The organism is Rhodanobacter sp. TND4EL1 (genome assembly GCF_054061035.1).
Genome location: NZ_JBSSDT010000001.1, coordinates 1144070 through 1157372 on the forward strand (window position 1 = coordinate 1144070; position 13303 = coordinate 1157372).

Here is a 13303-nt window from a genome sequence, read left to right on the forward strand (position 1 = left end):
TGGCTTATCGTCAACACCTGCGCGGCCCGTTGTGGGTCAGGGCGCACGCCATGTTCCAGGGGGTTGGCGATGAATGAAGCCACCGATCCGTCACGAGTCGTCAGCCTGAGCCAGCGCATGGATCCGGCCAGCGAGCGCGTGGGCGAATTGCTGAGCGCGGTAAGGGACATCGCCAACAAGCGTTTGCAGCAATGGGTCGGCAATGCCTTCGAACACGTCGATGATGCCCTGTTCGACCTGGCCGAGAAGGCAGAGAACAACGCCACCCAGATGCACTACTTTGACGGCATGCGCGAAGTACGCAAGCGCCGACCGACGGTCGAGCGCAATTTTCTGGGCGCCGTGAGTCGCAGCATCGTCGAGCTGGCACATCCGCCGAAGACGCCGACCGCCGCCATCCCGAGCTCGCTGGGTGGCGTCGAACTCTCGCTGGTGGCGGACAACGAACTCGAGGAATCGCTGGCCATCACAAGCATGATCGGCAAGAACGAATCACGCCTCTCGCGCGACCTGTTCTCGGTCAACCAGCGCTTGTCGGTGATCTGCGGCGGCCACAAGGTCGATGACGCGGCCAACCCGGTGGGTCCGGCGATCCTGGCGCAGTCCTTCCGCCAGGCATTGCACGAACTCAGCGCAGACATGCGCGTCAAGCTGATCATCTACAAGCTGTTTGATCGCTACGTGCTGTCCGCTCTGGAAGAGTTGTATCAGGACATCAACACCGAGCTGGTTAGAGCCGGGGTTTTGCCGCAGCTTCGACACGAGATTCTGCGTACCGGCGGAGCCCGGTCGAGCGGAGTTGCCGGTCAGGCCGGGGCGGACCCCGCCACGGGCGCCGCCGGCGCGGCCGGCGAAGAGGGAGGCGAGATACCCAGCGACCTGTTGCAGACCTTGCACGCCTTGTTCAGCGCGCGGCGTCCGCACGCCCGCGGCGGCATCGGCGGGGCAAATCTGCCCGCCTCGAACGGTCCGCTGCCTTCGGCAAACGAATTGCTTGGCGCACTGAGCGTCCTGCAGAGCCAGATCGCCAGCGCCGGTCCGCTGCCACATGCGCAGCCGGACGACGCCGCTGAACTGAGCCGCGAAGTGGTGCAGCTGAAAAGCCATCTGATGACCCAGCTTGGTGCGCTGCGTGGCGAAAAGCCCAGCCACGTCGCCACGATCGATGAGGACACCATCGACCTGGTCGGCATGCTGTTCGAATTCATCCTCGAAGACCGCAACCTGCCCGCCGCGATGCAGGTGATGCTGGCGCGGCTGCAGATTCCCTACCTCAAGGCGGCGATCCTGGACCGCAAACTGTTCGCGCATCGCCAGCATCCGGCGCGGCGACTGCTGGATTGCCTCGCCGAACAGGCCAAGGGCTGGTCCGAAGAGTCCGACCGCGATCAGCGCCTGCACGACAAGGTGAAGTGGATCGTCGACCAGTTGCTGCATGACTTCGACGACGACATGGGCATCTTCGAGCGGCTGCTGATCGATTTGCAGCAGTTCCAGGACGTGAACAAGCGGCGCTCCGAACTGGCCGAGCAACGCGTGGCCGAATCCACCCGCGGTCGCGAAAAACTCGAGCAGGCACGCCACCGCGCCGCCCGAGAAATCCTTGATCGCATCGGCCCGAACAAGCTGCCGCCGCTGGTACATGGCGTGCTGGCACGCGCGTGGGCCAATCATCTCGTGCTGACGCTGTTGCGCGAGGGTGAAGAGTCCCCGGCATTCAGGAGCGCCCTGCGCTTCGTCGACGAGTTCATCGCCAGCACCCGCACACCCGATGACGCCGACGGTCGCCAGCTGTTGCGGGACATGTTGCCCGGCATCGAGCGATCGCTGCGCCTTGGCCTGGCCAACGTGGCCTTCCAGGAGCAGGACGTGGAGCGGCTGCTGGCGCAACTGCATACTTATTATCGCCAGCGACTGGGTGAAACCCTCGGGCCGTCCGAGGTCGTCACCATCGAGGAAGACGCCGCGATGCTGGCCATTCCCGACAGCATCCAGCCGGTCGTCGAAAGCAAGATTCCGCAGGAAGAAGATCCTGAGGAAGAAGTTGCCGAAGTTCCGATGGACAGCCCGGAATGGAATCAGGTACTGGCACTCCAGCCCGGTACCTGGCTCGAGTTCTGCCTGTCCGACGAAGCGATGACGCGCGCGAAACTTTCCTGGATCAGCCCGATGAGCGGTCGTTACCTGTTCGTCAATCGGCGCGGACTGAAGGTCGCCGACTATTCGCCGCAGGAGTTGACCATCTTGATGACGGAAGGTCAGGCCCGCGTCCTGGCGGCCAACGCGCTGTTCGACCGCGCGATGAGTGCGATCGTCGGCAAACTGAGCCAGCCCGGCAAACCAACCTCTGCAGAAACGCCCAGCGAATGACACTCACCGCATCACTGACACCGCCCTCCTCCAATCAGATCTCCCTGGATGTTGAACGCGCCCTCGCCGAAGACCTCGGCTCGGGCGACGCGACGGCGGACCTGCTTCCCGTCGACGCCCGGGCCCATGCGGAACTGACTTGTCGCGACGCGGCGGTGCTCGCTGGCACGGCATGGTTCGACGACTGCTTTCGACGAATGGATCCCGCAGTGCGGATCGACTGGCAGGCACGCGACGGAGATCGCGTGGCGCCGGGCAGCGTGATCTGCCGGTTGTCCGGAGATGCCCGGTCGCTGGTCACCGCCGAGCGTTCAGCGCTGAATTTCCTCCAACTCCTTTCCGCCACCGCCACGCTGACCGCACGCTACGTTGAAGCGGTGGCTGGCACCCGCGCGCGGGTGCTGGACACCCGCAAGACGATTCCCGGTTTGCGCGTCGCGCAGAAGTACGCGGTGACCTGCGGCGGTGGCCACAACCATCGCATGGGCCTGTTCGACGCCATCCTGATCAAGGAAAATCACATCATCGCCGCTGGCAGCATTGCTGCCGCCGTCGCCGCGGCCCGGCAGTCGCATCCCAAGCTGCTGCTCGAGATCGAGGTGGAGAATCTCGCGGAGCTGGAGCAAGCGTTTCTGGCCGGCGTGGACCGCGTCATGCTGGACAATTTCACGCTGGCGGACATGCAGGAGGCCGTGCGTCGCAATGCCGGCCGGGTGGCGCTGGAAGTATCGGGCAATGTCGACCTCGACACGATCGGCGAGTTCGCTCGTACCGGCGTTGATTTCATCTCGGTCGGCGCCCTGACCAAACACGTGCACGCGGTCGACCTCTCCCTGCGTCTGCGGCTGAGCTGATCCGACCCGCCCGGCTCGCTTTCCTCCGGGCATCGTCGATCGCCAGCGCCTTGCACAACGTGGGTTGCACCCACACACTGCACGGATGAGCGACGTCTTCAATCTCCTGTTTTTGCTGGGCCTTGTCGCCGTGGTGACATCGTGGCTGAAACTCAGCGCTGCGCGCGAGCGTGCCGTGCTGGAGGCGCGCAGGCAGTGTCAGCAACATGGCCTGCAATTGCTCGACGAGACGGTCGGGTTGCGCGCCCTGCGCTTGCGCCGCCACAACGGATTGCGCCGTATAGAACGCTGTTACGGCTTCGAGGTCAGCGTCGACGGCCATGATCGCGAGTCGTGCCGGCTGTGGGTGCTTGGAAACACCGTCATCGGAGTCAGCCTGCCAGTCATCGCGTCGTTGCCGCATGAGGAAACGGCCAGCCGGACATTGACGTCAGTCCAGGTCGACAACGTGGTGCCGTTGCGACCACGTTCGAACAATCGCCTGAACTGACCCCGCGTGGCCGTGGGCTACTTCACCACGCGCAGGTGCGATCCGCTGCGCTTCGGCTTGGATCCCGCATCCTCCGCGCCGCTCGTCGTCGACGGGGTTCGGTCGTCCGGCGCGGGTGAGGACGGCGGCGTATCGCCACCCTCCTCTTCGGCGGGAAACATCATGCCCTGGCCATTTTCCTGGGCGTAAAGCGCCAGTACGGCCTGTACCGGGATCTGGATGGACTGACTGACACCGGAAAACCTCGCCTGAAAGCTGATCCAGTCGTTGCCGAGGTCCAGGTTCGCCACCGCTCGCATCGCCAGGTTCAGGACGACCTGACCGTTCTTGACCACCTGCTGTGGCACGCGCACGCCGGAAAACGCCGCGTCCACCAGGATGTAGGGCGTCAGTTCGTTGTCGCTGATCCAGTCATAGATCGCCCGCAACAGGTACGGCCGATTGGAACTCATTGGCACAACGTCATTATTGCTCATGGATTTGCCGCATCGCCTTTTCCTGATCGGTCATGCTGCGCGCAAAACCCTGACTGTGAAACAAACGCTCGCCGTAATCGATCAACGACTTGCCTTGCTTGCCCAAATCCACGCCCAGCCAGGACAGTCGCCAGATCACCGGCGCCACGAGGCAATCGACCAGACTCATCTCGGGATTGAGGAAAAACTTCGCCGCCTTGAACAACGGCACGGAGGCCAGCAGATGCTCGCGCAGACGTTTGCGCGCCGCGTCGGCCGGCCGGCCGCCAGCGCGAATGATGTCGATCTCGGTGAGCCAGTCCTTCTCGATGCGCACTGCGGCGACCCGCAGGCGCGCCCGCGAGAGCGGGTCAATCGGCATCAGCGGCGGATGCGGATAACGCTCGTCGAGATATTCGCAAACCACGGAGGTATCAAACAGAGTCAGGTCACGATCGACCAGGGTCGGCGTGCTGGCGTAGGGGTTGAGGTCGATCAGGTCTTCCGGCGGGCGCGCCGGGTCAACCAGGACGCGTTCGTAGCTGACCGCCTTGGCAGCCAGCACCAATCTGGCACGATGACATTGCACGTCATCGGCAGTGGTGTACAGCGTCAGTACGGTACGCGAGCGAGCGCTTGGGACCATGCGCGATTCCCCCTCGATAAGACGATTGCGGCGGCTCGTGGCCGCCGCAATCAGTTGATGCCATCCTGATTCAGTGAACGTCCTTCCAGTATTCCTTCTTCAACATCGCTGCCAGCAAGGTGAAGAACGCCAGGAACAACAGCACCCAGATGCCGTAATGGTGACGTTCCAGCGCCGCCGGCTCGGAGGCGTACTGGAGGAACGAGGTCAGGTCACGCGTGGCCTGCTGGAACTGCGCGGGGGTCATCTTGCCCGGCTGCGACAGCACCAGCTTCTCGACCTTGGCATCCTCACCCGGCTTGGGCTCGGATTTCACGGCCGTCTGCAGACCCTGCAACTCCCACAGCGGGAACGGCATGGACGCATTCGGGAACACCGTGTTGTTCCAGCCTACCGGACGGCTCGGGTCCAGATAGAACGAATTGAGGTAGGCGTTGACCCAGTCCGCGCCCTTGGCGCGCACTTCCAGCGACAGGTCCGGCGGAGCCTTGCCGAACCACTTGGCTGCCGAATCCGCCGGCATGTGGGAAACCACGGTTTCACCGAACTTGGCGCCGGTGAAATTGAGGTTCTCCATCACTTCCTTTTCGGTCAACCCCAAGTCGCTGGCGATCCGCTCGTAGCGCATGTACTTGAGCGAATGGCAGCCGACACAATAGTTGAAGAACAACTTGGCGCCGCGCTGCAGCGAAGCCTGGTCATGCACGCTGGTACCGGCGGGCGGCAAGCCACCCTCTTCCGACGCCTGCACCGACGCGCTGCCGACGATCAGACTGAACGCCAACGCCACCGGGAAGATGTATCGCTTCATTAGCAGCTGCCGCTTAGTCATGCGTCGTCACCCGTTCCGGAACCGGCTTGGTCTTTTCCCAGCCGAAATATGTATAGGCCCAAAGGAATGCGAAGAACCCGAAGTAGATCAGCGTCATCAGGCGACCGAACAGGTTCTCCCAGAACGTCACGTCGATATCGCCAAACCAGACCGGCATCACCTCGGCGGTGACACCCGCGCCCACCGCACCCAGCGAAATGAACGACACGACGAACAGGCCCAGTGCAACCTTGAAGCCGGTGCCGCGATAGCGGATCGACTTGACCTTGCCGCGATCGAACCAGGGCAGGGCGAACAGCACCGCGATGGCGCCGAACATGGCGATCACGCCCCACACGGCCGAGCCGAGGAAGGACGGAATCATGCGCACGATCGCGTAGAACGGGGTGAAGTACCACACCGGCTTGATGTGCGACGGGGTCGCCAGGTTGTTCGCCGGAATGAAGTTGTCGTGTTCCAGGAACCAGCCACCGAAGGTCGGCGCGAAGAAGATGATGAACGCGGCGATCATCAGGAAGAAGCCCACGCCGACCAGATCCTTCACCGTGTAGTACGGGTGGAACGGAATGCCGTCAGCCGGCTTCAGCGCATCCCAGCGATTGCCCTTGGGACCTTTCTTGATCTCCACGCCATCGGGGTTGTTCGAGCCCACTTCGTGCAGCGCGGCGATGTGCAGCACCACCAGCAGCAGCAACACGATCGGCAGCGCGATCACATGCAGCGCGAAGAAGCGGTTCAAGGTGGCATCGGCCGGCAGGAAGTCGCCCATGATCCATTCCACCAGCGTGCCGCCGATGTAGGGAATCGTGCCGAACAGCGAGATGATCACCTTGGCGCCCCAGAACGACATGTTGCCCCATGGCAGCACGTAGCCCATGAACGCTTCGGCCATCAGCACCAGGAAGATCAGCATGCCGAGCAGCCACACCAGCTCGCGTGGCCTCTTGTACGAGCCGTACATGATGCCGCGGAACATGTGCAGGAACACCACCACGAAGAACAGCGAAGCGCCGGTGGAGTGCATGTAGCGGATCAGCCAGCCCCACTCCACGTCACGCATGATGTACTCGACCGAGTCGAAGGCACCCGCCGCACTCGGGTTGTAATTCATGGTGAGGAAGATGCCGGTGACGATCTGGTTGATCAGCACCAACAGCGCCAGCGACCCGAAGTAGTACCAGAGATTGAAGTTCTTCGGTGCGTAGTACTCGGTCATGTGCGCGCGATACATCGGCGCCATGCCGGGTGCGCGTTCGTTGACCCAGTCACCGATATTCGTGAATACGTTGGCCATTAGCCAGCCTCCTTCGGATCCACGCCAATCTGGATGGTGCTGTCATCGATGAAATGGTACGGCGGCACCGGCAGGTTCTTCGGCGCGGGTACGCCCTGGAACACGCGGCCGGCCAGGTCGTAGCGCGACTTGTGGCAGGGGCAGTAGAAGCCACCCTTCCATTCCGGGTCGAACGGCTCGGGCTTGATCTCCGGCACGAAGTCCGGGACGCAGCCCAGATGCGTGCAGATGCCGATCACGACCAGCCACTCGGGCTTGATCGAGCGCGCTTCGTTCTGCGCGTACTTCGGCTGCTGGTCGGCGGAGGCGCCATCGGACTTGGGGTCCACCAGGCGCGAGTCCACCATCGGCAACGTGGCCAACTGGGCCTTCGTGCGGTTCAGCACGAACACCGGCAGGCTGCGCCAGGACACGGTGAGCAATTGCCCCGCCTCGATCTTGGCCAGCGACTGCGTAACCGGAGCGCCAGCGGCCTTGGCACGCGCGCTGGGTTCCCACGACTTGATGAAGGGCACAGCTGCCGACACGATTCCAATACCACCAACCACCGCAGTGGTTGCTGTCAGGAAACGGCGGCGGCCGTGATCGACGACTTCGTTCGCCATCAGGCTCTCCGGATTACATTGCTTGGCATTGGGCACAGGCATTTTAGTGCCCGCACAAATCGCGTTAGTGTAGCGTCAGGCCCCGCCCCGTACAATAAACGGCATCACGCTGAAGTCCAGCCGCCGCCACACTCGCCACGATCGCCGGAACCCCCCCTCCGACATGAAACATGCCGCCGGCACGCTCCTGTTTATTGCCCGCTTTGCCATTCTCGGCTTGGCCATGGCCTTCGTGGTCGGCCTGTTCTGGCCCGGCAGCGGTGAGCGGCTGCGCGCCCGCTTCGGCCTCGCCGCCGCGCCAGCGCCAACGGCCAGCCAGCCGCACGTGGGCAACGGCCCTGTTTCATACGCCGATGCCGTCGCCGCCGCGGCGCCTTCGGTGGTCAATATCTACGCCAACAAGATCGTTACCGAACAAGCCGTGCGGATGTACGACAACCCGGTGCTGCAGCAGTTGTTCGGCGGCCAGCCCACCACGTACCAGCACAAGGAACAGACCCTGGGCTCGGGCGTGATCGTCAGCCCACAAGGTTATGTGTTGACCAACAACCATGTAATCGCCCATGCGGCCGACATCCAGGTGCTGCTGTACGACGGTCGCATCGCCAAGGCCAGCCTGGTCGGCGCCGACGAGGAATCCGACCTTGCGGTGCTGAAGATCGACGCCAGCAATCCGCCGGTGATCCCGATCGCCACCGGCACGCTGCGTCCGGGCGACGTGGTGCTGGCGATCGGCAATCCACTCGGGCTCAACCAGACCGTGACCATGGGCATCGTCAGTGCCATCGGCCGACAGTTGAACAGCTCCAGCGCCGAAGACTTCATCCAGACCGATGCCGCCATCAACCTGGGCAACTCCGGCGGCGCGCTGGTCAATGCCGAGGGCCAACTGGTCGGCATTAACACCTTGTTGATCGGCAAGGCCGCTGGCGCCGAAGGCATCGGTTTTGCCATTCCGATCACCACCGCCAAGAAAGTGCTGGACCAGATCATCGCCACCGGCCACGTGGTGCGCGGCTGGCTCGGAGCCGATTACGCGTTCGTGCCGGTGGCGGCCAACAGCGGCTTGCCGGCAGCTGCACGCGGGGCCTTGGTGACCACGGTTTACCCCGGCAGCCCGGCCGCGGTGGCGGGCATCAAGCCGCGCGACATCCTGCTGCGCCTTGGCCAGGACGACGTCCTTGACCCGGCCGATCTGCGCCGCTACGAGGCCGCGCTCAAACCCGGCAGCAAGGTGGAGGTCTCGGGCCTGCGCAACGGCAGTCCGTTTCATCTCGAGGTCAACGTGGCGCAGCGTCCCGACATGGGCTCGAGCAGCCTGCCCGCCAACTGACGGCCAGGCATTGCACGCGGTCAGCCCGGGCCGCGCGAGGCCAGCGGCGGATGGATCGCGGCACCGTATCGTTTGCGCAGGGTACCGACCCGCTCCACGTAGACCTGGGTCTCGGCATACGGCGGCACGCCCTTGTAACGCTGCACCGCGCCGGGCCCGGCATTGTAGGCAGCGGCGGCCAGCCGCTCGTCGCCATTGAAGTTGTGCAGCAGCAGACCGAGGTAGCGTGCGCCGCCGCGAATGTTCTGGTCGCTGTTGAACGCATCCAGCACGCCCATGTCACCGGCCGTGCCGGGCATCAGCTGCATCAGACCCTGCGCGCCCTTGAGCGACAGCGCCCGCGGATTGAAGGCGCTCTCGGCATGGATGATCGCCCGCAGAAACGCCTCGTCGACGCCGTACTCCATGCTGGCGGAACGGATGGAGTCCGCGTACGCGGTGAGATTCAGCGACACGCTGCCCCAACGCACCGTCGAATGCAGGTTGCACGCGGCGCAGGTGGCTATGTAGGTGAACAGCATCGTCACCGCATTGCCTTGACGGCCACCCGCTTGCGGCAGATTCGTGTATTCCACGCTGCCATCCGTTCGCACGATCCGATACACCGCCCCGCGCAGCACCTTGTCGGCAGGCTGTTCGGGGGTAGGCAGTCGGGCGACCGGAGCGGCCGATTCGCGATAGGTCCACTGGCCGGGAACGGCGGGCGGCGCCACCCGTTTCGGGGTAGCGGGGTCGGTAACCACCGAACCCTGCACGGCAGCCAGTGAGACATTGCCGGCCGGCGCCTGGCCGATCGGAGTCGCGCCGGTTTCGACCGTTCCGCGCACATTGGCCAGCGAGGTCGTCTCCACTCCAGTCGTTGTCAGCTGGCGAGCCGAGGTGAGTACCGTGCCGGACACGCCGGTCAGCGATACCCGGGAAGGCGGAGCCGCCCGACGCCGTGACGCGACGGGCGCCGCGTAACTGCTGATTGCCCGACACCCGTGATAACCGGCCTTGCTGCTGCTGTAGACCGTTTCACCGTTGCCGCCGGTGCACTGATAAAGCACGCCGGCTCTCGCCGCCGGCCACCACAGCAAGCCACAGACGAGCGCGACCCCGTAAAGGATCGTGCGTAATGGGAAGCCCCGCAGCGGTTGATCGACGCTTCCCCCATGACATGCGACGTCGAGCATGGACGCAGTGTGCCGCCATGTGTTGCCAGCGCCAAGTGCGCGCAGGCGATTTCGTGCGCCATGCAGCGTTCCCGGCAGCCATCCAGCGGTTGCCGGCGCGGCACACATGGCCGACACATCACCGGCCAGAGAGCTGCAAGTGCTTGATCCATCATGGCCAATTACTGGCGAGGCGGCGTCAGCACGGGTAAACTGCACGGTTCACACGATGGCACGTCGTGCCTCACGAACCACGGTATCTACAGCCATGAGCGGCAACCCAACGCCTTCCAAACTCTTCATCAAGACCCACGGTTGCCAGATGAACGAGTACGACTCGGCCAAGATGGCCGACGTACTGAAGGCGTCGCACGGCATGGAGCTGACCCTGGACGAGTCCGAAGCGGACGTGATCCTGATCAACACCTGCTCGATCCGCGAAAAGGCCCAAGAGAAAGTGTTCAGCCAGCTCGGCCGCTGGAAGCAGCACAAGAAGGATGGCAAGCCGGTGCTGATCGGCGTCGGCGGCTGCGTGGCGTCGCAGGAAGGCGCGGCGATCGTCAAACGTGCACCGTATGTCGATCTGGTGTTCGGCCCGCAGACCCTGCATCGGCTGCCCGAACTGATCGAGAAGCAGCGCGCCAGCGGTTTGCCGCAGGTCGACATCAGCTTCCCCGAGATCGAGAAATTCGACCGCCTGCCGGAACCTCGTGCCGAAGGCCCGACCGCCTTCGTATCGATCATGGAAGGCTGCTCCAAGTACTGCAGCTACTGCGTGGTGCCCTACACCCGTGGCGAGGAACTCAGCCGCCCGTTCGACGACGTGATCGTCGAAGTGGCCAAGCTTGCCGCGCAAGGCGTGCGCGAGGTGAACCTGCTGGGCCAGAACGTCAACGCGTATCGCGGGCCGACTTTCGATGGCGGCATCGCCGACCTCGCCGTGCTGATCCATGCCATCGCGCAGATCGACGGCATCGGCCGGATCCGCTTCACCACCTCGCATCCGCTGGAGTTCTCCGACTCGCTGATCGAGGCCTACGCCAACGTGCCGCAGCTGGCCAATTACCTGCATTTGCCGGTGCAAGCCGGTTCGGACCGCATCCTGAGCGCGATGAAGCGCGGCTACACGGCGCTGGAATTCAAGCAGAAGATCCGCAAGCTGCGCGCGGTGCGACCGGACATCTGCGTGTCGTCCGACTTCATCGTGGGCTTCCCCGGCGAGACAGACGCCGACTTCGAGAAGACCATGAAACTGATCGAGGACATCGGCTTCGACCAGAGCTTCTCCTTCATCTTCTCCTCGCGCCCCGGCACGCCTGCGGCGAGTCTTGCCGACGACACGCCGGCAACGGAGAAGCACGCGCGACTGAGCCGTCTTCAAGCCGCCATCAATGCGAACGCCAAGGCCATCAGCCAGGCGATGATCGGCAGCGTTCAACGCGTGCTGGTGGAAAAGCCCAGCACCCGCGACCCGAATGAGCTCACCGGGCGTACCGAGAACATGCGCTTCGTCAATTTCCCGGGCCACCCGCGGCTGATCGGCCAATTCGTGGACGTGGAGATCACCGAGGCGATGAGCAATTCGCTGCGCGGCCGGGTGAAAACCACGGACGATATCGCCGCGTAACGGAACGACAGAAGCGGCGCTGCCGCTTTCAGACCATTCGCCCAACACACTCTTCGCAACCGGCTCGCTTCCCATGACCAACGGCATCAACCAGCGCGACTTCACTCTCGACCCCGAAGACAACGCCCGACTGGCCAACCTGTGCGGACCGTTCGACGAGCACGTGCGGCAGGTCGAACTGCGTCTGGGCGTGGAGATCAACCATCGCGGCAGCATCTTCCAGGTCATTGGTGAAGATGCCGCGGCCCGCGCCACGGAAAAAGTGTTGCGCGCGCTGTACGCCAACACCGCGGACGAGGCGTTGACCGGAGCCAGGGTCAACCTGCATCTGGCCGAGTCGGGTGTTGATGCCATGGTGGGTGCCGATGCCGACGCGGCGGCCGAAGGCGCCCAGGAAGTGGTGATCAAGGTCAAGCGCGGGGTGATCAAGGGTCGCGGGCCGAACCAGGCGCGTTACCTGCACGCCATTGCCAGCCACGACATCAACTTCGGCGTGGGCCCGGCCGGCACCGGCAAGACCTATCTCGCCGTGGCCAGCGCAGTCGAGGCGCTGGAGGCCAACCGGGTGCAGCGACTGATCCTGGTGCGGCCTGCGGTCGAGGCCGGCGAAAAGCTGGGCTTCCTGCCTGGCGATTTGAGCCAGAAGGTCGATCCCTACCTGCGACCGCTGTACGACGCGCTTTACGAAATGCTGGGCTTCGAGAAAGTCGCCAAGCTGATCGAGCGCAATGTGATCGAGATCGCGCCGCTGGCCTACATGCGCGGACGCACCTTGAACGACTGCTACGTGATTCTCGACGAGGCCCAGAACACCACGGTCGAGCAAATGAAAATGTTCCTGACCCGGATCGGCTTCGGCACGGTCGCGGTGATCACCGGCGACGTGACCCAGGTCGACCTGCCTCGCCATATCAGCTCGGGCCTGCGCCAGGCGGTCGAAGTGCTGCGCGGCGTGGACGGCATCAGTTTCACCTTCTTCACCTCGCGTGACGTGGTCCGCCACCCGCTGGTCGCCAAGATCGTGCGCGCCTACGAGGCGTTCGAGCTGACCGACGGAAACGGCGAATGAGCACTCCGCTGGTCCTCGCCGTCGGCTATGCCGTGCCACGCGCCGGCTTGCCCGCAACGCCCAGCTTCCGGCGCTGGACCGAAGCCGCGCTGCGCGGCGCGAAGCGACGCAAAAGCGCCGAACTGGCGATCCGCATCATCGACACCGGCGAAGGCCGTGCACTCAATCGCGACTATCGTGGCAAGGACTACGCCACCAATGTGTTGTCTTTTCCCGCCGAACTGCCGCCCGGGCTGAACCTGCCGCTGATCGGCGATTTGGCGATCTGCGCACCGGTCGTCCTGCGCGAGGCCGCCGAACAGGGCAAGGCACCACGCGACCACTGGGCTCACCTGACCATTCATGGTGTGCTGCACCTGCTCGGTTACGACCACATCGAGGACGCGGATGCCGAGGTCATGGAAGCACTGGAAACCCGCATTCTGGCAGGCCTCGGGATCGCCGATCCTTACGCATGATCCATGCGCCACCTCGCTTTGGTGCAGCGACTCGGGCCGCCCCACGACGCTTGTGCCCTGAAGCGTCTCGTTTTTTCCGCTAGAATCGGCCTTCCGCCCACTGGGCTGAATTCCAA

At 63.9% G+C, this 13303-nt stretch carries 13 protein-coding genes; 7 read left to right on the top strand and 6 right to left on the bottom strand.

The genetic code is table 11. The features are described 5' to 3' along the window. The first annotated feature begins 69 nt into the window (after positions 1-69). The 3 genes from ACVWWQ_RS05410 (at position 70) to ACVWWQ_RS05420 (ending at position 3714) form a co-directional block, all read left to right on the top strand. Positions 70-2370, top strand: coding sequence for a DUF1631 domain-containing protein (locus ACVWWQ_RS05410; RefSeq protein ID WP_133951039.1), 2301 nt, complete (start codon positions 70-72; stop codon positions 2368-2370). Further along, on the top strand, positions 2367-3224 hold the full coding sequence (gene nadC / locus ACVWWQ_RS05415; RefSeq protein WP_133951041.1) for a carboxylating nicotinate-nucleotide diphosphorylase: 858 nt from the start codon (positions 2367-2369) through the stop codon (positions 3222-3224). The genes ACVWWQ_RS05410 and nadC overlap by 4 nt, the downstream gene beginning before the upstream one ends. An 85-nt stretch (positions 3225-3309) precedes the next feature. Continuing rightward, positions 3310-3714 (top strand): DUF3301 domain-containing protein, encoded by a 405-nt coding sequence (locus ACVWWQ_RS05420; RefSeq protein ID WP_099654202.1) that lies wholly within the window; start codon positions 3310-3312, stop codon positions 3712-3714. Positions 3715-3731: 17 nt separating this feature from the next. Here the strand turns inward: ACVWWQ_RS05420 and ACVWWQ_RS05425 are convergent, their stop codons facing one another. The 5 genes from ACVWWQ_RS05425 to petA form a co-directional block, all read right to left on the bottom strand. Next, complete coding sequence (locus ACVWWQ_RS05425) at positions 3732-4166, bottom strand: ClpXP protease specificity-enhancing factor (protein ID WP_099654201.1); 435 nt, start codon at positions 4164-4166, stop codon at positions 3732-3734. Positions 4167-4179: 13 nt separating this feature from the next. After that, positions 4180-4815: a glutathione S-transferase N-terminal domain-containing protein gene (locus ACVWWQ_RS05430; RefSeq protein WP_133951043.1), complete on the bottom strand. Its 636-nt coding sequence runs from the start codon at positions 4813-4815 to the stop codon at positions 4180-4182. A 70-nt stretch (positions 4816-4885) separates the two neighbouring features. Then, the gene (locus ACVWWQ_RS05435) at positions 4886-5626 is read right to left on the bottom strand and encodes a cytochrome c1 (protein ID WP_099654199.1); all 741 of its coding nucleotides are present in this window, start codon (positions 5624-5626) and stop codon (positions 4886-4888) included. A gap of 13 nt (positions 5627-5639) precedes the next feature. Continuing rightward, positions 5640-6941: a cytochrome b gene (locus tag ACVWWQ_RS05440; protein WP_099654198.1), complete on the bottom strand. Its 1302-nt coding sequence runs from the start codon at positions 6939-6941 to the stop codon at positions 5640-5642. Then, positions 6941-7546, bottom strand: coding sequence for a ubiquinol-cytochrome c reductase iron-sulfur subunit (gene petA / locus ACVWWQ_RS05445; protein ID WP_099654197.1), 606 nt, complete (start codon positions 7544-7546; stop codon positions 6941-6943). Before petA ends, ACVWWQ_RS05440 begins: the two co-directional genes overlap by 1 nt. Positions 7547-7709: 163 nt before the next feature. Between petA and ACVWWQ_RS05450 the strand changes: the two genes are divergently transcribed. After that, positions 7710-8879 (top strand): trypsin-like peptidase domain-containing protein, encoded by a 1170-nt coding sequence (locus tag ACVWWQ_RS05450; protein ID WP_133951045.1) that lies wholly within the window; start codon positions 7710-7712, stop codon positions 8877-8879. 20 nt (positions 8880-8899) lie between these two features. On the opposite strand, the gene ACVWWQ_RS05455 is transcribed toward ACVWWQ_RS05450, so the two are convergent. Then, positions 8900-9928, bottom strand: coding sequence for a transglycosylase SLT domain-containing protein (locus ACVWWQ_RS05455; RefSeq protein WP_457383321.1), 1029 nt, complete (start codon positions 9926-9928; stop codon positions 8900-8902). Between the two features lie 373 nt (positions 9929-10301). Here ACVWWQ_RS05455 and miaB point away from each other — a divergent pair, with 373 nt between their 5' ends. The 3 genes from miaB (at position 10302) to ybeY (ending at position 13187) form a co-directional block, all read left to right on the top strand. Then, the gene (gene miaB, locus ACVWWQ_RS05460; protein ID WP_133951049.1) at positions 10302-11660 is read left to right on the top strand and encodes a tRNA (N6-isopentenyl adenosine(37)-C2)-methylthiotransferase MiaB; all 1359 of its coding nucleotides are present in this window, start codon (positions 10302-10304) and stop codon (positions 11658-11660) included. 73 nt (positions 11661-11733) lie between these two features. Then, entirely contained in the window at positions 11734-12729 is a 996-nt protein-coding gene (locus ACVWWQ_RS05465) for a PhoH family protein (protein WP_099654194.1), read from the top strand. Beyond that, positions 12726-13187, top strand: coding sequence for an rRNA maturation RNase YbeY (ybeY, locus tag ACVWWQ_RS05470; protein ID WP_133951051.1), 462 nt, complete (start codon positions 12726-12728; stop codon positions 13185-13187). Before ACVWWQ_RS05465 ends, ybeY begins: the two co-directional genes overlap by 4 nt. The last annotated feature ends 116 nt before the right edge of the window (positions 13188-13303 follow it).

Coding starts and splice junctions, on each gene's coding strand:
- ACVWWQ_RS05410 (WP_133951039.1), top strand. CDS start 70: ATGAATGAAGCCACCGATCCGTCACGAGTCGTCAGCCTGAGCCAGCGC.
- nadC (WP_133951041.1), top strand. CDS start 2,367: ATGACACTCACCGCATCACTGACACCGCCCTCCTCCAATCAGATCTCC.
- ACVWWQ_RS05420 (WP_099654202.1), top strand. CDS start 3,310: ATGAGCGACGTCTTCAATCTCCTGTTTTTGCTGGGCCTTGTCGCCGTG.
- ACVWWQ_RS05425 (WP_099654201.1), bottom strand. CDS start 4,166: ATGAGTTCCAATCGGCCGTACCTGTTGCGGGCGATCTATGACTGGATC.
- ACVWWQ_RS05430 (WP_133951043.1), bottom strand. CDS start 4,815: ATGGTCCCAAGCGCTCGCTCGCGTACCGTACTGACGCTGTACACCACT.
- ACVWWQ_RS05435 (WP_099654199.1), bottom strand. CDS start 5,626: ATGAAGCGATACATCTTCCCGGTGGCGTTGGCGTTCAGTCTGATCGTC.
- ACVWWQ_RS05440 (WP_099654198.1), bottom strand. CDS start 6,941: ATGGCCAACGTATTCACGAATATCGGTGACTGGGTCAACGAACGCGCA.
- petA (WP_099654197.1), bottom strand. CDS start 7,546: ATGGCGAACGAAGTCGTCGATCACGGCCGCCGCCGTTTCCTGACAGCA.
- ACVWWQ_RS05450 (WP_133951045.1), top strand. CDS start 7,710: ATGAAACATGCCGCCGGCACGCTCCTGTTTATTGCCCGCTTTGCCATT.
- miaB (WP_133951049.1), top strand. CDS start 10,302: ATGAGCGGCAACCCAACGCCTTCCAAACTCTTCATCAAGACCCACGGT.
- ACVWWQ_RS05465 (WP_099654194.1), top strand. CDS start 11,734: ATGACCAACGGCATCAACCAGCGCGACTTCACTCTCGACCCCGAAGAC.
- ybeY (WP_133951051.1), top strand. CDS start 12,726: ATGAGCACTCCGCTGGTCCTCGCCGTCGGCTATGCCGTGCCACGCGCC.